Annotated in this window: 20 protein-coding genes and 2 pseudogenes; 10 read left to right on the top strand and 12 right to left on the bottom strand. The window is 70.3% G+C overall.

Features of this window, described 5'->3' with window-relative positions; genetic code table 11:
- The 5 genes and pseudogenes from AC1DU4_RS17295 to AC1DU4_RS17275 all read right to left on the bottom strand — a co-directional run.
- Positions 1-507: pseudogene (locus tag AC1DU4_RS17295) on the bottom strand (protocatechuate dioxygenase); the annotation flags it as partial.
- 111 nt (positions 508-618) lie between these two features.
- A complete protein-coding gene (locus AC1DU4_RS17290; protein ID WP_477841826.1) occupies positions 619-1344 on the bottom strand; it encodes a DUF4190 domain-containing protein in 726 nt (241 codons plus the stop codon).
- Positions 1345-1493: 149 nt separating this feature from the next.
- Positions 1494-2399: a PaaI family thioesterase gene (locus AC1DU4_RS17285; protein ID WP_477841824.1), complete on the bottom strand. Its 906-nt coding sequence runs from the start codon at positions 2397-2399 to the stop codon at positions 1494-1496.
- Between the two features lie 28 nt (positions 2400-2427).
- Positions 2428-3336: a PaaI family thioesterase gene (locus AC1DU4_RS17280; RefSeq protein WP_477841822.1), complete on the bottom strand. Its 909-nt coding sequence runs from the start codon at positions 3334-3336 to the stop codon at positions 2428-2430.
- Between the two features lie 86 nt (positions 3337-3422).
- Complete coding sequence (locus AC1DU4_RS17275; protein ID WP_477841820.1) at positions 3423-4196, bottom strand: pirin family protein; 774 nt, start codon at positions 4194-4196, stop codon at positions 3423-3425.
- 220 nt (positions 4197-4416) lie between these two features.
- On the opposite strand from AC1DU4_RS17275, the gene AC1DU4_RS17270 reads away from it, so the two are divergent.
- Positions 4417-4785 carry an antibiotic biosynthesis monooxygenase gene (locus tag AC1DU4_RS17270; protein ID WP_245709205.1) on the top strand — a complete coding sequence of 123 codons (369 nt, stop codon included), beginning with the start codon at positions 4417-4419 and terminating at the stop codon, positions 4783-4785.
- 43 nt (positions 4786-4828) lie between these two features.
- On the opposite strand, the pseudogene AC1DU4_RS17265 reads toward AC1DU4_RS17270, so the two are convergent.
- The 5 genes and pseudogenes from AC1DU4_RS17265 to AC1DU4_RS17245 form a co-directional block, all read right to left on the bottom strand.
- Positions 4829-5591, bottom strand: a pseudogene (locus tag AC1DU4_RS17265) (pirin family protein).
- Between the two features lie 4 nt (positions 5592-5595).
- Complete coding sequence (locus AC1DU4_RS17260; RefSeq protein WP_477841818.1) at positions 5596-6561, bottom strand: pirin family protein; 966 nt, start codon at positions 6559-6561, stop codon at positions 5596-5598.
- A gap of 86 nt (positions 6562-6647) precedes the next feature.
- Positions 6648-7196, bottom strand: coding sequence for a PadR family transcriptional regulator (locus AC1DU4_RS17255; protein ID WP_477841816.1), 549 nt, complete (start codon positions 7194-7196; stop codon positions 6648-6650).
- A 50-nt stretch (positions 7197-7246) separates the two neighbouring features.
- Complete coding sequence (locus AC1DU4_RS17250) at positions 7247-8230, bottom strand: NAD(P)H-dependent flavin oxidoreductase (protein ID WP_477841814.1); 984 nt, start codon at positions 8228-8230, stop codon at positions 7247-7249.
- A 244-nt stretch (positions 8231-8474) separates the two neighbouring features.
- Positions 8475-9050, bottom strand: a complete 576-nt coding sequence (locus tag AC1DU4_RS17245) for a TetR/AcrR family transcriptional regulator (RefSeq protein WP_477841812.1) — start codon at positions 9048-9050, stop codon at positions 8475-8477.
- A gap of 289 nt (positions 9051-9339) precedes the next feature.
- On the opposite strand from AC1DU4_RS17245, the gene AC1DU4_RS17240 reads away from it, so the two are divergent.
- From AC1DU4_RS17240 to AC1DU4_RS17200, 9 genes are all read left to right on the top strand, one after another.
- Complete coding sequence (locus tag AC1DU4_RS17240) at positions 9340-10563, top strand: acetyl-CoA C-acetyltransferase (protein ID WP_477841810.1); 1224 nt, start codon at positions 9340-9342, stop codon at positions 10561-10563.
- A gap of 2 nt (positions 10564-10565) precedes the next feature.
- Entirely contained in the window at positions 10566-11336 is a 771-nt protein-coding gene (locus AC1DU4_RS17235; RefSeq protein WP_477841808.1) for an SDR family NAD(P)-dependent oxidoreductase, read from the top strand.
- On the top strand, positions 11333-12109 hold the full coding sequence (locus AC1DU4_RS17230; RefSeq protein ID WP_477841806.1) for an SDR family oxidoreductase: 777 nt from the start codon (positions 11333-11335) through the stop codon (positions 12107-12109). Before AC1DU4_RS17235 ends, AC1DU4_RS17230 begins: the two co-directional genes overlap by 4 nt.
- Entirely contained in the window at positions 12109-12564 is a 456-nt protein-coding gene (locus tag AC1DU4_RS17225; RefSeq protein ID WP_477841804.1) for a MaoC family dehydratase, read from the top strand. The genes AC1DU4_RS17230 and AC1DU4_RS17225 overlap by 1 nt, the downstream gene beginning before the upstream one ends.
- A 156-nt stretch (positions 12565-12720) precedes the next feature.
- Complete coding sequence (locus AC1DU4_RS17220) at positions 12721-13863, top strand: ABC transporter substrate-binding protein (protein WP_477841802.1); 1143 nt, start codon at positions 12721-12723, stop codon at positions 13861-13863.
- Positions 13863-14750, top strand: a complete 888-nt coding sequence (locus AC1DU4_RS17215; protein ID WP_477841800.1) for an ABC transporter permease — start codon at positions 13863-13865, stop codon at positions 14748-14750. Before AC1DU4_RS17220 ends, AC1DU4_RS17215 begins: the two co-directional genes overlap by 1 nt.
- A complete protein-coding gene (locus AC1DU4_RS17210; protein WP_477841797.1) occupies positions 14738-15637 on the top strand; it encodes an ABC transporter permease in 900 nt (299 codons plus the stop codon). The genes AC1DU4_RS17215 and AC1DU4_RS17210 overlap by 13 nt, the downstream gene beginning before the upstream one ends.
- The gene (locus AC1DU4_RS17205) at positions 15634-16701 is read left to right on the top strand and encodes an ABC transporter ATP-binding protein (RefSeq protein ID WP_477841795.1); all 1068 of its coding nucleotides are present in this window, start codon (positions 15634-15636) and stop codon (positions 16699-16701) included. Before AC1DU4_RS17210 ends, AC1DU4_RS17205 begins: the two co-directional genes overlap by 4 nt.
- Before the next feature lie 25 nt (positions 16702-16726).
- The gene (locus tag AC1DU4_RS17200) at positions 16727-17491 is read left to right on the top strand and encodes a GntR family transcriptional regulator (protein WP_477841793.1); all 765 of its coding nucleotides are present in this window, start codon (positions 16727-16729) and stop codon (positions 17489-17491) included.
- Here AC1DU4_RS17200 and AC1DU4_RS17195 read toward each other — a convergent pair.
- Both AC1DU4_RS17195 and AC1DU4_RS17190 read right to left on the bottom strand, forming a co-directional pair.
- Complete coding sequence (locus tag AC1DU4_RS17195) at positions 17469-18038, bottom strand: HD domain-containing protein (RefSeq protein ID WP_477841792.1); 570 nt, start codon at positions 18036-18038, stop codon at positions 17469-17471. The two genes, AC1DU4_RS17200 and AC1DU4_RS17195, sit on opposite strands and share 23 nt — an antisense overlap.
- A complete protein-coding gene (locus AC1DU4_RS17190; RefSeq protein WP_477841790.1) occupies positions 18035-19165 on the bottom strand; it encodes a TauD/TfdA family dioxygenase in 1131 nt (376 codons plus the stop codon). Before AC1DU4_RS17190 ends, AC1DU4_RS17195 begins: the two co-directional genes overlap by 4 nt.
- Positions 19166-19435: the final 270 nt, after the last annotated feature.

Genomic DNA, 19435 nt, shown 5'->3' with positions numbered 1-19435 from the left:
GGCCGGAGGCGCGCCCGGCGGGGGCTGCCCGCCCGGACCGCCGCCGGCCGGGGGGCCGCCGCCGTTCGAGGCCTGCGATCCCGACTCGAAGCCGGAGTACGCCCCACCGGCGTCGCAGTGCCAGATCTCGACCACGGCGTTGGCCGTCCCGCCGCCGCCCTCGGGGGTGCAGGTGGCGCTGTCCTGGACCCGGATCGCCAGCTCGAAGGTGGTGCCGGGCCGGTCCTCTCGGATGTCGCTGCGGATCGAGTCGACGTMGAACCAGTACGGTCCCTGCGTCTCCTCCTTGCTGGTCACGCACTGCGGTGCCCGGGCCAGCAGCGCCATCACGTCGTCGCCGGCGGCCGTCGAGTCGGTGACGACCGAGGTCGTGGTGGTGGCGCCGCCGCCCGACGCGCCATTGCCCGTGCAGGCCGCGATGAGTCCGCTGAGGCCGACCGTGCCGCCGAGGGCCAGGGCGCGTCGCCGGCTGACCTGGGCCCGGCTGCGTTCGATGTCCTTGCTCACGCTTTCTCCCGTCTCGCTGTTGCGGTCCACCCTCGCGGGCGCCGCTGCGAGAACGCTGCGACGGTCCTGTCCGGTCGCAGTGAAAACGCTGTGAGTCTGCTGTGTGGAAGGTCAGCGGGGCGGGACGACCGTGGGGGCCTCCAGGGTCACCGAGAACCGGTCCTCGATGTTCTGCTGGAACTCGTCGATGCAGCGCTGCTGGGCTCGTTCGTCGCTGCCGGCGTCACGCATGCAGTCGACGAAATCCCGGCCTCCGACGCGGTTGAACAGGCCGATGCCCACCACCACGAGCAGGATCGAGACGATCACCGCGAGGACGCCGAGCAGGRTGCCGGCCAGGGACATGCCGCCGTTGGTGGCGCGCTGCTTGCGGACCTGCGAGCGGCCGACGAACCCGAGGATCACCGCGAGGATGCCCAGCACCACGCCGCCGATGACGGTCCACGAGGTCACCAGGGCCAGGATTCCGACGATCAGGGCGGCGATGCCCGCGCCGTTCTGCGCGGCGGGTGCGCCGGGCTGGGCAGCGTAGGGCTGGGCGGGGTACTGCTGTCCCGGGTACTGGCCGGGCTGTTGCGGCTGTCCCGGGTACGGCTGGCCGGGTTGCTGCGGCTGTCCCGGGTACGGCTGGCCGGGGTACGTCTGGCCGGGGTACTGCGGCGGCTGGCCGGGGTACTGCTGCCCCGGAGGCTGCGCCGGACCCGGGTACGGGGGCTGGTACTGCGGGTAGTTCGGCTGGCCGCCGGGTTGCCCACCAGGTTGCCCACCCGGCTGATCCCCTGACGGCGGTTCGTTGCCCGGTTGCGGGCCGTCCGGTGGCTGAGGGGGCTGGGTCATCGTCTCTCCTCGATCGAAACCGTGAGCGCCGAATCTGATCGCCCCTGCAGGATAGTCCGCGCCCGGCCGATTCGTCCGGTTCCGCCCCGGCCGGCCGGCGCCCGAACCCCCGGGAAGGGAAGTGACCCCGGCGGGAACGGGCGCCTCGATCAGACCAGTTGGACGCTGGCGGCCGCGCGCACCAGCACCTGTCCGGCCGGGTCCACGAGCCTGGTCTCCACGAGGGCGAGCCGGCGTCCGGCCCGCACCACCGTCGCCTCGGCGCGGATCCGGGGGCCGTCGACGGCGGGGGAGCGGACGAAGTCGATCCGCAGGTCCAGCGTCCGGTAGTCCTGGCCGGGTGCGGTCAGGCTCTGCCCGGCGAGCCCGGTCAGGAGGTCCGTGGCGGAGACCAGGACGCCGCCCTGGATGGACCCGAGCGGGTTGCTCATCCACTCGCGCGGCGCGAACTCGCCTGCCACCCGACCCTTCTCGACGTCGACGAGGTCCACCTCGAGCAGGCCGGCCAGTGGTCCTCGGGCGATCCGTCCGGCCTGGATCCCGGTGACCACGTCGAGGCCGGCGTGCCCGGCGAACTCGGCCGCGTCGGTGACGGGTTCCGCGGCGGGGACGGGAAGGCGCTCACCCCGGGCGATCGCCTCGGTGTGGGTGGCCGGGCGGGTGACCACCATGCCGCGGGACTGCAGGACCACCGCGACCTGTCCGTCCGGCCCGACCATCTCTCCCGTGGCGAGTCCGGTTCCGGTCTCGAGGTCGAGGTGCACGGCCTGTCCGCGCGCCACGATCGCGCCGGACGCCGGCAGCGGTGCGGCCATCGCAGCCGTGATCTGGGAGAGCACCACCGAGGCGCCGGCCGGCATCGACGTGCCGACCGCGCCGCCGGGGACGGCGTCGACGAGTACGCCGATCGAGCCGAGGACGGTGCGCCCGCGGTGGTCGTGGAAGCGGGGGCCCAGCTCCTGCTCGAAGCGGACCGAGCCGGGCTCGAGGTCGAGGGCCCGCACATCCATCAGTTCGTTGAGGCGATCCAGGCGCAGGGTTTCCGTCGCGGTCATGCGGCCCTGTCTACCAGCCGGGTGTTCCTCACTCGAGTTGGGCACTGGAACCGGTGCGGGCGAGCAGATGGCCGTCCGCGTCGAGCAGACGGGTCTCGATCAGCACGATCCGGCGTCCGGCACGCACCACCTCGGCCTCGACGCGGATCGGTGGTCCGTCGACGGCGGGGGACCGGACGAAATCGATCTTCAGGTCCAGCAGCCGGTACGACTGCCCGGCGGCGGTCAGGGCCTGCGCACTCAACCCGCTGGTCAGGGCCGCGGCGGAGAAGAGAATTCCGCCCTGCACGGAGCCGATCTGATTGCTCATCCACGGGGTCGGAACGAACCGGGCGGAAATGCTTGTGTCGCCGACCGATTCGATTTCCATCCCGAGCAGTCCCGCCAGGGGGCCGCGACGGAGGGTGCCGGCGGCGATACCGGCCACGACGGCGCGCCCGTCGAGTCCGGTCAGGGACTCCGGGTCCGCCGGCTCCGGGTCCGGTATCACCAGGGTGGGGCCGGCGGCGAGGTGCACATCGCTCCGCGCGGCGCGCGTCACGACGACGCTGCGGGCGAGCAGGCGCACCGCGGTGGCGCCGGCCGCGGTGGCGACCCGTCCGGCGGACAGCCCGGTGCCGGCGTCGAGGTCGAGGTGCTCGGTGCGGGCCCGTGCGGTGACCACGCCCGCCGAGGGGAGCGGGGCGGCGACCGCGGCGGTGAGTTGCGAGACCACGGTCCGGTGGCCCGGGGGGAGCGAGGCGTAGAACGCGCCGGCGACCGCGGTGTCGGCGAGCACGCCGACCGAGGCCAGCCCGGACAGTCCGCGGTGGTCGTGGAAGCGCGGACCGATCGTGCCCTCCAGTTCGGTGCCGGCGGGGGCCATGGCGAGCACGCGGACGCCCATCATCGTGTTCAGGGGGTCGACGCCGCGGGGGCGGGTTGCGGATGCGGTCATGGAATCTCAATAGCAGCCCGCGACGGTGTCGAGTAGGTCAGGGTCTTGCCTGGCGGGACGCCGCGGAATCGAATGGCCGGCCGGCCCTAGCCGCCGAGGCGTGCGCGCATCTCCCAGACCAGCACCTCGGCGGGCTGCGCCGCGCTGAGCCGCTGCCCGCCGGTCGCGGTGAACCGGACCGCGTCGCCCTCGGACAGGATGCCCGCGCCCTCGAGTGTGACCTCGCCCTGTGCGACGAACAGGTGCAGGTAGGGGGCCTCGGGCAGCTGGACGGTGTCGCCGGCGCGCATCCGTGCCACGTACAGCGCGGCGTTCGAGTTCGCGATGCCGATGGCCGACTGCCCCTTGTGTTTGCGCATGCCCGACGCGACCGGGACCAGCCCGCCGCGCATCAGCTCGTCGTCGATCTCGAGCTGCTCGTAGCCGGGGGTGATGCCGGATTCGTCGGGCAGCACCCACATCTGGACGAAGCGGACCGGTTCGGCGTGTTCGGCGTGGGGTGAGCCGGGCAGCCGCCAGGCGTCGTTCTTCTCCGAGTGGAGGATCCCGGACCCGGCCGTCATCCGCTGCGCGAGACCGGGGTAGATGACACCGGAGTGCCCGATCGAGTCCTGGTGCACCAGCGAACCGCGCAGCACCCAGGTGACGATCTCCATGTCGCGGTGGGGATGGGTTTCGAAACCCTGTCCCGGCGACACGATGTCGTCGTTGTTGACCATCAGCATGCCGTGATGGGTGTTGTCGGGGTCGTAGTGCTGGCCGAAGGAGAAGGAGTGCTTCGAGTCCAACCAGGCGATCCGGGTCCTCAGCCGGTCGCCGGCCCGGTGGATGTCGACGTGCGGTGTGGTGGGTGCCGTCATGGTTGAGTCCTCCCTCATGGTGCCTGGGTTCCACAGTACGGAGGTGGTCCGGAAGGCCCGCGACCTTGCGGTCGTATCGTCTGACATCTGCTGGACCGGGGGTCTGGACCGCGGCTACGCCCTGGCGCAGCACATCGGACCGGTGTGATCGGGGCTTTTGCGCTGGTATTTTGAGGAGGTCGCATCGCGTGGATGTGCGCGGGAGCCGAGGCGGGAACTAGTGAGCAACACCGAGGGTGTCGGAGCGGCCGACACCGCTGGCGGGGTGGCCGAAGGGGCCGGCGCGAACGTGACGACCACGATCGTGCGCCGGATCAGGTCGGGCCGTGACGACGAGTTCGCCGACTGGATTCAGAGCGGTCTCGGCCTGGCCCGGATCTTCCCGGGCTTCCTCGGCGGGGGGTGGCTCAAGGAGAGCAGTGTCTCGGACGTGTGTGTGATCGTGCTTCGCTTCGAAACGCAAGCTGCCCTTGACAACTGGCTTCGTTCGGCGTTGCGAGGGGGGTGGCTGCGCACCGGCAGGAACATCGCCGAGGAACTGCCCAACGACCGCGTCACGACGGCCGTGGACCTGTTCGAGCGGCCCTGATCCGGTTCGATCTCCACGTGCAGGACCGGGGTGGCGGGGACGCCTACCTCGGTTGTCGTGAACTGAGCTCGGCGTGCATCTCCCAGATCAGCACTTCGGCGTCCTCGGTGGCGGTCAGCCGCTGGCCACCGGTACCGGTCAGCCGGATCGAATCACCCTGGGAGACAAGGCCGACACCCTCGACGTCCACCGCGCCGCGGGCCACGAACACGTGCCCGAACGGCGCGTCGGGGATCGTGACCGACCCGCCCGGCCGCAGCCGCGCGGCGTGCAGGCCCGCGCGGCGGTTGCGCAGCCCGATGGCCGTGTCGTGGCGGTGCCGCGGCAGGCCGGAAGCCACCACCACGAGTTTGCCGGCGTCGAGTTCGTCGTCGATCGGCAGTTCCTGGTAGCTCGGGCTCGATGCCGAATTCGTCCGGCGGAACCCACATCTGCACCAGGTGAACGGGCTCGGCCACGCGAGAGCCGTCGGCGCGCACGCGGTCGTTGCGCTCCGAGTGGAAGATGCCCCGGCCCGCGCTCATCCGTTGCGCGAGACCGGGGAAGACCACGCCCGAGTGCCCCTCGGAGTCCTGGTGGACCAGGGATCCGCTGAGCACCCAGGTGACGATCTCCGCGTCCCGGTGCTGGTGGCTGTCGAAGCCTTCGCCGGCGTCGACGATGTCCTCGTTGTTGACCACCAGCAGTCCGTGGGCGTGCTCGGCCGGGTCGAAGTTGCCCGCGACGGGCATGCTGTGTCGCGAGTCGAGCCAGCCGTACCTCAGGTGCCGGCGGTCGCCGGCCCGCTGGACCGCCACCTCGGCCATGACGTCAGCCGAGGGTCTCGTGGGCGGCGGGGATGGACCCGAGGCGTCCGGCCTGGAAGTCCTCGAACGCCTGGATGACCTCGGCCCTGGTGTTCATCACGAACGGTCCGGCCATCGCGACGGGCTCGCGGATCGGCTTGCCGCCGAGGATGAACACCTCGAGCGACTCGGTCCGCGAGTCCTGGGTGTCCGCGGCCGCAATCGTGAGCGTGTCGCCCCGCCCGAAGACGGTGGTCTGGCCGCTGCGGACGGGCCGACGCTCGGCGCCGACCAGGCCGTCGCCGGCCAGCACGTAGGCGATCGCGTTGAACTCGGGGTTCCACGGCAGCGTCAGGCTGGCGCCGGGTGCGACGGTCGCGTGCACCAGGCTGATCGGGGTGTAGGTGGAGCCGGGGCCCTGGTGGCCGTCGACCTCACCCGCGATGACGCGGACCAGGGCGCCGCCGTCGGGGGAGGACAGCAGCGCGACCTTGGCGCCGGTGATGTCCTGGTAGCGCGGCGCGGCCATCTTGTTCTCGCGCGGCAGGTTCACCCACAGCTGCACGCCGTGGAACAGGCCACCGCTCACCACCAGGTGCTCGGGCGGGGTCTCGATGTGCAGGATCCCGCCGCCCGCGGTCATCCACTGGGTGTCGCCGCCGCCGATGGTGCCGCCGCCGCCGTTGGAGTCCTGGTGTTCCATGATCCCGTCGATCATGTAGGTGACGGTCTCGAAGCCGCGGTGCGGATGCCACGGGGTGCCCTTGGGCTCGCCGGGCGCGTAGTTGACCTCGCCCATCTGGTCCATGTGGATGAACGGGTCGAGGTGCTCGAGGTCGACGCCGGCGAACGCCCGGCGCACCGGGAAGCCCTCGCCCTCGTATCCGACGGGGGCGGTGGTCACGCCGAGCACCGGGCGGGCGACGGCGTCGGGTGCGGTCTTGCCGATGCGGGGCAGGGCGAGGATGTTGTCGACGGTCACGGCGGGCATGCGGACTCCTCCGGCTTGGTAGTTGATGATTCAACTAGTTCACTGTAGCTCAACACCGTCGGCCCGGAGGTATTCCCCGCGGACGGTCAGTCGGACCCGTGCCGGTACTCCTGCTCCACCCGATCGCACCAGGACAGCAGGTACTGGTGCAGCTCCACGTGCAGGTCCGCGACCCTGGGCGGGAACCGGACGCCGTGCCGTTCGACGGTCTTGCGGGCCGCCGGGGAGACCTCCCGCTCGAACTTCCGGAGGATCCGCCGCGACCGCGCCCGTATCTGCTCGAGCAGTACGGGCACCTCGTCCGGTTCGAGCACGTCGGCGAAGAACAGCTTGACCTGCAACAGGTCTCGCATCTCGAAGTCGCTGTCGCCCTCGTCGAGCACCCAGCGATGCAGCGCCTCGCGGCCGGCCGGGGTGACGGTGAAGAGGCGTCGGCGGCGGTTGCCCTGGTGGTCGTCGCTGCCCTCGACGAGGCCGGCCGCCTCCAGCTTGCCGAGCTCGGTGTAGATCTGCGGCGGGGAGATCGACCAGAAGTGACGGAGCGAGAGTTCCGCGGACTTGCGGATCTCGTATCCGGAACGCGACCCCACGAAGAGCATCCCGAGAACGACGTGTCCTGAGTTGCTGATGTCCATGACCGGAACCCTAATCAGTGCCCGGGACGCGTCGTCTCGACAGGTTGCGGCTATCCGAGCAGCGCCGTGCGGGCCGCGGCGTACTCGGCGGCCAGCCGGTCGACGAGCGCGGACGCGGGCAGCACGGCCTTGACCGCACCGACGCCGTGCCCCGCGCCCCAGATGTCGCGCCAGGCCTTCGCCTCGGACTTGCCGTCCGGCGTGTCGGTCTTCTCGCCGGTGCCGAAGTCCATCGCCGACGGGTCGGACTCCGCGAGGTCGGCGGGGTCGAGGCCGGCCGCCTCGATGCTGCCGCGCAGGTAGTTGCCGTGCACGCCGGTGAAGAGGTTGGAGTAGACGATGTCGGACGCGGCGGAGTCGACGACCATCTGCTTGTAGGCGTCGGCGGCGCCGGCCTCCTCGGTGGCGATGAAGGCGGACCCGACGTAGGCGAGATCGGCGCCCGCGGCCTGGGCGGCGAGGACCGAGCGCCCGTGCGCGATCGAACCGGAGAGCAGCAGGGGGCCGTCGAACCACTCGCGGATCTCCTGGACCAGGGCGAACGGCGACTGGGTGCCGGCATGCCCGCCCGCGCCCGCGGCCACCGCGATGAGTCCGTCGGCGCCCTTCTCGACCGCCTTGTGGGCGTACCGGTTGTCGGTGACGTCGTGGAGCACGATGCCGCCGTAGGAGTGGACCGCGTCGTTGACGTCGGTACGGGCGCCGAGCGAGGTGATCACGATCGGCACCTCGAACTCGACGATGGTGGCGAGGTCCTCCTCGAGGCGGTCGTTGCTCCTGTGCACGATGAGGTTCACCGCGTAGGGCGCGGCGGGCGACTCGGGATGGTTGGCGTCGTGCTTGGCCAGTGCCTCGGTGATCCGCAGGAGCCACTCGCGGAGCATCGGCTGCGGCCGGGCGTTGAGGGACGGGAACGAACCGACGACCCCCGAGGTGCACTGGGCGATCACGAGGTCCGGATTGGACAGGATGAACATCGGCGACGCCACTACGGGCAGGCGGAGTCGGTCCTGGAGCACGGGGGGCAGGCTCATGTGATTCTCCTCAGCGTCGGTTCAGTCCTGTTGGCGCAGTGGACTTTCTGTGCGTACGCGCAGTTCCCGCCCGGTAGGGGCCGGCGATCAGGATCCGTGCCAACAGGTTTCCTCAATAGGTTCATATTACTTATACCTCGGGCACGGGCGTCTACGCCAGGGCCGGGATCGCGGCTGCGGTGTCCCTGAGCAATCGCTTATTCCTGCGGCCGCTGGGCCGCCCGCATCCGACCGCGGGGCCAGGTCAGTCCGACGACTTCACGATGCGTTCGGCGATGCTGGCGAACGCGGCACCGACTTCGTCGTGGGTCTGCAGCTCGCGAGAGGGAAACCACCGGACCGTGTCGATGCACAGGGACATCACGGCCAGGGTCGACGTGTCCACGTTCTCGACCGCGAACTCGCCCGTCAGGACGCCGTCGGCGATGATCTCCCGCATCACCCGCACGGTGTCCCTGCGGAGGTGGACCACCTGTGCCTGATTCTCCTGGGTGAGCGCGTGCAGTTCGTACTGTGCGACACGGCCGGTGGTGTGCTGCTCCGCATGCCACCGGGCGAAGTGGAAAACCGCTGATCTGAAGCGCTTTGTCGCTGATCCCGTGGCGGTGGCACCCGCGGTCAGGGCCGCGCGTGCGGACTCGTGTCCGGCAAGGATCAGTCGAAGCAGCACGTCCTGTTTGGAGCTGAAGTGGATGTACATGGCGGCCGGGCTCATCCCGGCTCCGGCGGCGATCTCCCGGGTGCTCGTCCCGTGGTAGCCCTTGGCGGCGAACGCGTCCCTGGCTGAGTCGAGCAGTCGTTGTTCCGCATCGGTGGCCACCCTGCTGCCGCCTGGCCCCGGCTGGGGGGCCGGCGGGGATGGCGGTGCGTGTTCTGTCACCTGGTTCTCGTCTCCTGTCGTGGCGCCGCCCGGTCGCTCGTTGCGGTCTCGTGGCTATTGACATTCTCGCATTCGTCATCGCAAACTAAGCGAGCGCTTAATCAGCACGTCTGAGCGGACGCCCGGGTCGGCAAGATCCCGGCGGCGTCCGACCAGAACATCACGGAACAGTCGGACGCGCCCCTCGCGCGCCGACCTCACCGGTCCGACCAGGAAAGGCCGATCTCCCATGACTGAAGCAGTCATCGTCTCCACCGCCCGTTCGCCGATCGGGCGGGCGGGCAAGGGCTCGCTCGCGGGTGTTCGGCCGGACGACATGGCCGCCCAGATCGTCCGCGCCGCGCTGGACAAGATCCCCGCCCTGGATCCCCGCACCGTGGAGGACCTCTACCTGGGGGCGTGGGAGCACTCCGGCGAACAGGGGGAGAACATCGCCCGACGGGTAGCGCTGCAGTTGGGGCTCGACTCCGTGCCCGGTGCGACCGTGAACAGGGCATGCGCCTCGAGTGTCCAGACCACCCGGATGGCGGCCAACGCGATCAAGGCGGGCGACGGCGAGATCTTCGTCTCCGCCGGAGTCGAGTGCGTTTCGCGCTACCCGCAGCAGACCGGCGTCGGTGCCGGCGACGAGCAGTTCCAGAACCCGCTCTTCGCGCAGGCACAGGCGCGCACCGCACAGTTGGCGGCAACCGGCGCGGTGTGGACGGATCCGCGCCTGGCCGGCGGGCTCCCCGATGCCTACATCACCATGGGACAGACCGCGGAGAACGTCGCCACCCATCGCGGTGTCAGCAGGGCCGAGCAGGACGAATTCGCCGCGCGCTCACAGCAGCTCGCCGAGAAGGCAATCGTTGACGGGTTCTTCGGTCGGGAGATCACCCCGATCGTCCTGGCAGACGGGAGCGTGGTGACCGCCGACGACGGCCCGCGTCCCGGCACCACCGTGGAGACGCTCGCGGGGCTGAGGCCCGTGTTCCGTGACACCGGTTCCGTGACCGCCGGCAATGCCTGCCCGCTCAACGACGGCGCGGCGGCGGTGGTCGTGATGAGCGACCGGAAGGCGGCCGAACTCGGGCTCGTCCCGCTCGCGCGGGTGGTCGCGACCGCCGTCAGTGGCCTGTCGCCGGAGATCATGGGTCTCGGTCCGGTCGAGGCGTCCCGTCGCGCGCTGGCCAAGGCCGGGCTCTCGATCGGTGACATGGACCTGGTGGAGATCAACGAGGCTTTTGCCGCGCAGGTGATTCCGTCCTACCGGGACCTCGGCATCGACATCGACCGACTGAACGTCAACGGCGGGGGTATCGCACTCGGCCACCCCTTCGGTGCGACCGGGGCCCGGATCACCACCACTCTGCTGCACTCGCTGCAGGAGCGGGACAAACAGTTCGGCCTCGAGACCATGTGCATCGGCGGCGGCCAGGGCATGGCCATCGTCTTCGAAAGGATCAGCTGACAATGAATCGGACTGAAACGGCTGCTGGCGCAGTGAAATCCAATACCACCTTCGACTTCACCGGTCAGACGATGATCGTGACCGGCGCGGCCCGCGGAATCGGCCTCGAGGTGGGGCGGCTCTTCGTGAACGTCGGTGCCGACGTATTCCTGGTCGACTTCGACGCTGCGGCACTCGACGAGGCGACCTCCGAACTGGGCTGCCGTGGCATCGCGGCCGACGTCAGCGACACCGGATCGGTGCAGGCGGTTGTCGACACGGTGGTCGCCGAGACGGGTCGGATCGACGTGCTGGTCAACAATGCCGGCATCCTGCGGGACCGGATGCTGTGGAGGCTCACCGACGACGACTACGAGCAGGTGATGGCCGTGCACGCCGGTGGCACCTTCCGCCTCACCAGGGCATGCACACCGCACTTCCGGGCGCAGCAGTACGGCCGGGTCGTCAACGTCACCTCGTACACCGGGCTGCGAGGCAATGTCGGTCAGTCGAACTACGCGATGGCGAAGGCCGGGATCATCGGATTCACCAAGACCGCGGCGAAGGAGCTCGCGGGATTCGGCGTCACAGTCAACGCCATCTCACCCAACGCGGAAACCCGCATGATCGCCTCGATCCCGGACGACAAGCGCGCCGAACTGACCGCGCAGGTCCCGCTGGGCCGGTTTGCCGATCCCGCCGAGATCGCTTCGGCCGTCGCCTTTCTCGCGTCGACCGAGGCCGGGTACATCACCGGCGCCGTGGTGCCGGTGGACGGAGGCATCTCGATATGACGGTTCAGGACACGCGGTGCGGACTCGGTAGGTTCGACGGCCAGGTCGCGATCGTCACCGGTGCGAGCCGCGGCATCGGCCTCGCGGTGGCGGAACGCCTGGTCGCCGAGGGTGCCCGGGTGGTCGTCACGGCCCGCCGGCAGGAGACACTCGACGAGGCGGTCGAACGGCTCGGCGGCCCGGCCGTGGCGCTTGCCGTTGCCGGTCATGCGGATGACGAGGCACACCAGCAGGACGTGGTTGACCGGACCGTCGAGCGGTTCGGTCGGATCGACGTGCTGGTGAACAACACCGGCATCAACCCGATTGCCGGGTCCACCCTGGACGCGGATCTCGGAAAGGCGCGCAAGATCTTCGAGGTCAACGTCCTCGGTGCACTCAACTGGAGCCGGCGGCTTCGGGACCACTGGAACGGGGCTCCCGGAGTGGTGGTCAACGTCGCGTCCGTCGCGGGGGTCCGGCCGGCATCCGGCATCGGTGTGTACGGCGTGAGCAAGGCCGCGGTCATCGCGTTGACCGCGCAGTTGGCTGCGGAGAACGGCCCGGCCATTCGTGTCAATGCCGTCGCGCCGGCCGTGGTCCGCACCAAGTTCGCCGGCGCCCTGTTCGAAGGCAGGGAGGACGAGGTTGTGGCGCGGYATCCCCTCGGCCGCCTGGGTGAGCCCGAGGATGTCGCCTCTGCGGTCGCCTTCCTGGCTTCCCGGGACGCGGGTTGGATCACCGGACAGACCCTGGTCGTCGACGGCGGGCTCACGCTGGCGGGTGGTGTGTGATGGCAGTCTTCGGCTCGGTCGAGGAGCTGCGCGGCGCGGCGGGGACCGACCTCGGAACGAGCGGGTGGACGACGATCAGCCAGGATCGGATCGACGCGTTCGGAGAGTGCACGGAGGACCGTCAGTGGATCCACGTGGACCCAGTCCGGGCCGCGGCAGGACCATTCGGAGGGCCGATCGCGCACGGCTACCTGACCCTGTCCCTGGTGTCGGTGTTCCTCGAGGACCTCATCGCGGTGCGGGGTGTTCGGGCCGCGGTCAACTACGGGCTGGACAAAGTACGGTTCCCGGCGCCGGTGCCAGCCGGTGCACGGGTGCGCGGACACGGCCGGGTGCTGTCCGTCGAGGAGGTCCCCGGCGGGGTCCAGGTGGCGCTCGGCCTCACCGTCGAGTGCGACGCACAGGACAAGCCGGTGTGCGTCGCGCAGTCGCTCGCCCGGTACCTGGCGGACTGAACAGACCGTCGACGACGGCGCCGACCCAAGGCATTCAGGTTGCGTTCACCTGACCGTCGCGATCGGTCTCTTGGCTATACAACTTGTCCGCGCAGAGTCTGACCTGCTCGGCCGCTCGGCCGCAGCGGATGAGCATTCTCACCTGGAGTCGGACAAGTGCGCAGAACATCGATTCGCAACGCGGGCATCATTCTCGTCGCGGGGGCCGTGGTCCTCGGCTCGAGCGCCTGCACCAAAAAGGCCGACGCGACCGCGTCGCCCGCTGCCGCGGCCACCGCCACGTCGGTCGCCGACGCCGGTGGCATGGACGCGCTGATCGCCGCCGCGAAGGCCGAGGGGTCACTGAATCTCATTGCGCTGCCCCGTGACTGGGCAGGCTACGGCGACCTCATCGACAACTTCGGCGCCAAGTACGGCATCACGGTGACCGTCGACAACCCGGAGGCCAGCAGTGCCGACGAGGTCAACGCGATCAAGTCCCTGAAGGGTCAGGACCGCGCGCCCGACGCGGTCGACGTCGGTACCGCGTTCGCCATCAGCGGCGCCCAGGAGGGTCTGTACGCGCCGTACAAGGTGGCGACCTGGGACGGCATCCCCGAGTCGCAGAAGTCGCCGGACGGCACGTGGTACGCGGACTACGGCGGATACATCTCGATCGGCTGCGACGCCGCGAAGGTGACGGTGTGCCCGGCCTCGTTCGCGGACCTGGCCAAGCCCGAGTACAAGGGCAAGGTCGCGCTGACCGGCGATCCGCTCAAGAGCAACTCGGCGCTGATGGCCGTGTGGTCCGCGGCCCTGGCCAACGGGGGTTCGGTCGACGACATCGCGCCCGGCATCGACTACTTCGGCAAGCTCAAGGCCAGCGGAAACTACGTCCCCGTCAAGGCGACCGCGGCCACGATCGCGTCGGGCGAGACGCCCATCGTCGTCGACTGGGACTACCTGAACGCGGCGAAGACCAAGGACCTCGCGAACGCCGGGATGCGCTGGACCGTCGCCGTCTCGGGCGACGCGACGATCGGCTCGTACTACGCGCAGGCGATCAGCGCGACCGCGCCGCACCCGGCCGCCGCCCGCCTGTGGCAGGAATACCTCTACAGCGACGAGGGCCAGAACGGATACCTCGCGGGATACGCACGCCCGGCACGCCTGCCGGCGATGCAGGCCGCGGGCACCGTCGACCCGGCGCTCGCCGAGCACCTGCCCGCGGTCAACGTCAAGGCCGAATTCCCCACGGATGCACAGGCAACCGCGGCGAAGGACACCCTGACGCAGACATGGGCGAGCACGGTCAAGTAGTGCGATCCGGGACTGCCGCGCGCCGCGCGGGCCTGCCGTGGAGCTGGTTCGGGCTGGTGCCGTTCTTCGGCTACGTGAGTGTCTTCTTCCTGTTGCCCACCGCGGTCATCGCGTACTCGGCGTTCCGGGTGCGCGGTGAGGGCGGCACCAGCACGTTCGGCGGCGCGAACATGTCCGCCGCGCTCAGTGGTGCATACCTGGACGCGTTGTGGAACAGCGCGACGATGTCGCTGGTGTGTGCGGTGATCGCGGCCGTGCTCGGGGTGGTGCTCGCGTACGCGGTGGCCACCAGCCGGGGCGGGCTGCTGCCGCGGCTGGTCTCCACCAGCGCGGCGGTGCTCGCGAACTTCGGTGGGCTGCCGCTGGCCTTCCTCTTCGTCGCGGCGATCGGCAACGCCGGCGTGCTCACCGTCTTCGTGCAGGAGCGACTGGGACTCTCCCTCCGCGACGACCTGGGGTTGGACCTGTACTCGCGGGGTGGGGTCCAGTTCGTCTACCTGTACTTCCTGATCCCGCTCATGGTGCTCGTCATCACCCCGGCGCTGGAGGGCCTGCGCCCCGAGTGGCGGGAGGCGGCCGACGGTCTCGGCGCGCGCGGCTGGCAGTACTGGCGCCACGTCGCGGGACCGGCGCTGCTGCCGCACTTCCTCGGCAGCATCGCGCTGCTGTTCTGCACCGCCTTCTCGTCGTACGCGACCGCGGAGGCACTCACCAACGGCACGCTGGCGATCACACCGCTGCGGATCGACGGCGCGCTGTCGGGGAATGTCCTTGCCGGGCAGGAGAACCTGGGGGCGGCCCTGGCCCTGTCCATGATCGTGGTGGTGGTCCCGCTGACCCTGCTCTACCAACTGATGCAGCGGAGGAGTTCGCGATGGTTGCAGTGATCGACGCGCCGGTGACGCCGAGYGTTGCGCCGCCGGCGCCCACCACGGCGCCGCCGCGGCCCCGCGGCCGGACCCGACGGGAGGGGCCGCCGGTGCGCTACTGGCGCGGGGTGGTCCTCGGGCTGGCCGGGCTGTACTTCCTCGGCCCGGTCCTGGTGGCCTTCTGGTTCACCGTGGACGGGGTCGACGGCCCGAGCCTGGCGGCGTACACCCGCATCTTCTCTGCGGCCGGCTTCGTGGACTCGATGACGAGCTCGTTGCTGCTCGGATTGATCTCGGTGGCAATCACTTTGGCGTTGATGGTGCCGACGATGCTGCTGGTGCACCTGCGGCTGCCCCGGGCGCGCCCCTACGTCGAGGTGTTCTCGCTGCTGCCTCTGGTGATTCCGCCGGTGGCCCTCGTCGTCGGCGTCCGCGGCGTGCTCGGCTGGGGCAACGGCAGCGAGTTCGTCGAGGTCTCCGCCGTGTTCACCGCGTTGCAGGACAAGTCCCTGCCCCTGGTGCTGGCGCTGATGTACGTGGTGATCGCCCTGCCGTTCACCTACCGCAGCCTCGACGCCGGACTGCGCGGCTCGAAGGTGACGGTCCTGGTCGAGGCGGCGCTGAACCTGGGTGCTCGCTGGCCGACGGTGCTGTGGCGCGTCGTGCTCCCGGCCCTGCGGACCTCGCTGCTCAACGCGGGCTTTCTCGCCTTCGCGTTGGTGATGGGCGAGTACACGATCGCGAAAATCCTGATCTTCCCGACCTTCCCCGTGTGGCTCGCCCAGTCCGGCGCCACCGACGGCCAGCTGCAGGTCGCCCTGGCCCTGCTCAGCCTGGCATTCACCTGGGCACTGCTGCTGATCGTGGTGGCGGTCGCCGGCCGAACACGAAAGGCAAAGCCATGACGAATCCGAGCGTCCGAATCGAGAACGAGGGCACGGCCGTCAGCTTCGTCGGCGTCCGCCGCACCTTCGGCGCCGTCAACGCACTGGACGGGCTGGACCTCGACGTCGCCCCGGGTGAGCTGGTGGCGCTGCTCGGGCCGTCCGGGTGCGGCAAGACCACCGCCCTGCGCATCCTCGCCGGTTTCGACCAGCCGGACAGCGGGCAGGTGCTGGTCGGCGGCGCCGACGCGGCGGGCCTGCCCGCCAACCGGCGCGACATGGGGATGGTCTTCCAGTCCTACAGCCTGTTCCCCACCATGAGCGCCCAGGACAACGTCGCGTTCGGGCTGCGCCTGCGCGGTCGCAGCGAGCGCGGGCGCGGTCGGCTCGCCCGGGCGCGGGAGCTGCTGGACCTGGTCGGCCTCGCCGACCACGTCGCCAAGTTCCCGCACCAGCTCTCCGGCGGACAGCAGCAGCGGGTGGCGTTGGCGCGGGCGCTGGCGATCTCCCCCCGCGTCCTGCTGCTCGACGAGCCGCTCTCGGCGCTCGACGCCAAGGTCCGGTACCAGCTGCGGGAGGAGATCCGCCGGATCCAGCTGGACCTGGGCGTGACCACCCTGCTGGTCACCCACGACCAGGAGGAGGCCCTCGCGATCGCGGACCGGGTGGCGGTGATGCGGGCCGGCAGGCTCGAACAGTGCGCGCCCCCGAGCGAGGTGTACCGCCGCCCGGCGACGCCGTTCGTCGCCGAGTTCGTCGGCACGATGAACCACATCCCGGCCGTCGCCGTGGACCGCGGCACCGTCCGGGTGGGCGAGCAGACCCTGGCCTGCGACGGCGACTGGCCCGGGACCGGTCCGGTGACCGTGCTGGCGCGCCCCGAGGCGGTGCTGGTGCGCGAGGGCGTCGACGGCGACACAGTCGTCACGGCCGCGACCTTCTACGGCGCGTCGACGCGGCTGCGGCTGGCCCGGCCGGACGGGGCGGAGCTGCTCGCCGACGTCGCCAGCCACCGGGGTGGGGCGTTGACGCCCGGCGCCCGAGTCCACGTGTCCCTGCTCGACCGCCCGGTGCTGCTGGCATGAGCCGCCCGGTCGGTACGGTAGTGAGATGAGTGCGGGAGCAAGCGATCTGCCGCTCTACCGGTCGATCGCCGCGGACATCCAGACCGCGATCGAACGCGGCGACTTCGCCGACGGGGTGACGATGCCGTCGGAGAACGAGCTGACGGCGAGGTACGGCGTATCCCGCGGGACCATCCGGCAGGCCTTCGCATTCCTGCGCTCCACCGGGGTGGTGTCCTCGCGCCGCGGCGCACGGCGGCAGGTGCGGAGCGGTCCGAAGGTGCAGTCGATGGCCGAGCTGGTCAGCTTCTCCCGGTGGGCGCGGGGTCTCGGCGAGACGCCGAGCAGCCGGACGTTGGGCGCCGCGCTGGCGCCCGCGACCGGCGTGGTGGCGGAGAAGCTGGGGGTCGAGAAGGGCACCAACGTCTTTCACGTCGAACGTGTCCGGCTTCTGGGGGCGGTGCCGACGATGCTGGAGAGCACCTACTACCCGGAGTCGCTCGCGTCGTTGATCTCCGTGATCGACCTGGACGTCGAGTCGATCACCGACCGACTGGCGGACCACGGCATCGTCTTCGCCGACGCCGAACACGCCATCGACGCCGTCGCGGCGACGCCCCGGGAGGCCGAGTTGCTCGACCTCGCTCCCGGGGCGCCGTTGCTGCGGACGGTCCGGCGGACCACCGACCCGGTCGGCGAGGTCCTCGAGTGCTCGATCGACCTGTACGCCGGCGAGGCCGTGGCGTTTGTGGTCCGCAACTCACTGGCCGCCGGGGCGACCAGCCGGGTCAGCGCGCGGACCGGGGACTGAGGGTCCGGTCCAGCCCGTCGATGTCGCCGCGGAAGTCCGCGAGGGTGACCGCGGGCGCGTCGGGGTCCTTGCCCAGGTCGTCGAACCGGCGCAGCCGGCACGCTTCCTGGGCATAGGGCTCGGCGGCGAAGGCAGCGACCTCCGCCGCGTCCATGACTCCGCCCTGCACCGCCATGGTGAACTTCGAGGCGTCGGACAGCTTGTCGTAGTAGCTGGGGTCGGTCGCGCACAGGTAGCGCTTGGCCGCCACGTGCAGCCGCACCGGCTCTGTCACCGCCTCGTCGAACCACGTGGACAGCCACTCGGCGGCGACGGCGTCGTGGTGGTTGTCGTTGCCCGACATGAGGTCCCGGCCGCTGATCGCGCCGGAGAAGTGGCCGACGTCGTGCAGCACCGACGCCACCACCAGCTCGGCGGGGGCGCCCGCCGCGCGGGCGGCCCGCCCGGTCTGGAGCATGTGCTGGGCCATGGACACCTGCTCGCCGAGGTACTCCTGCCCGCCCTCTCCGGCGAACAGCGTGGACAGGGCGTCGTAGGCGTTGGTCATCGGGTCTCCTGGTAGGTCTGCAGGGTGCTCAGTAGTCCGTCCAGGTCCGCGTAGGTGCCCTGGAGGTGGCGGCCGCCGGCGGCGGCAAAGGCGGTGCGCGCGTGCAGCAGTCGGGTGTTGTCGAATATCAGGCAGTCGCCGGCGCCGAGGTGGAAGTTGAGCTGGGCCTCGGGCGCGTACAACAGTTCGGCGAACTCGCGGTAGGCGCGGTAGAACTCGCGCGCCAGGTCGGGATGCCGGCGCGGCACCACCATCGACCGGTTGTTGAAACGGATCTCGCGGATGCGGCCGGACTCGTCGAGGGAGATCAGGGGCGTCACCGCGCTCAGGTGGGCGTCGGGGGAGTCGAAGCGGTAGGTGACCGCGGTGCGGGTGAGGATCTCGAAGGCGCGAAAGTTGCGCTCGCGCAGCGTCGCCGCGGCCGCGAAACCGTCGACGAGACCGGACTCGCCGCCGACGGACGCGTTGTGCAGGCAGTGCAGGAGCTGGAGCGTCGGCACCGGGTCGCGGTACGGGTTGTCGGTGTGCGGACTGATCGCGAGGCCGGTGAACGCGAGGTTCACCGCGTTCTCCTCCACCCGCACGTCGAAGAGCCTGCCGTAGTTGGTTTCCCGGACGAAGCCGAACGTCTCGGCCACCTTCGTGACCCGCCCCGGCTCGGTGGGCACCCCGCGCAGCAACGCGAATCCGCGCTCGACCACGTCGTGCAGTGCCGGGGCCGGGTCGGTGAGGTACCCTGCCCAGTCGTACGACCGGAGCGGCGACATATCGGATGCCTTTCGCCACAACCGCTTTCCGTGCTCGGTGCGCGAGTCGGAAAGCGGCTCGGTTGATTTCGCTGCGATCAGCGCGTCGAGGCCGAAGGTGGACCGGTGACCGTCGGGTGCGAACTCGACCTCGACGCGGTCGCCGTGAACGCGGGCCTCGCGGACCCGGAGGTCTGCGGGCAGGTCGACGATGTTGAACAGTCGCTGACCGCTGACGGCGTCGCGGCTCGCGGCGCCGGTGCAGGCGTCGCGGAGCCACACCGCGGCGACCTCGACCACGGCGTCGTCGACCGTCAGCCTCAGGTCGCCGTCGACGACCGACACGGCGATCGCCCTCTTCTCGATAACTTGGCTGTACATGTCTACGAGGTTGGCAGGGCCGGACGTCCGGTCGACAACGTGACGGTGAACAGTGGGTGGCGGATTCTCCACGGGATTCGCCACACACCTTCTGGTGGGACTGCACATACTTGGGTTCAGGGGCCGTTGCAACACCCAATCTGAACTGGCGGAGCGCGGGGCGGGCTCTCACCCACAGGTGCACCAACTGCTGCCAGCGTGTCACAAGCCAGCGGTCTTCGATGGTTGCACGAGGCCGACGGTGTGGTCCCAAGACCGTTGACGAACCGC

Source organism: Rhodococcus sp. P4_F5, assembly GCF_056401315.1.
The sequence above is the reverse complement of the archived record's forward strand: the minus strand, read 5'-3'. Positions and strand labels throughout refer to the sequence as shown.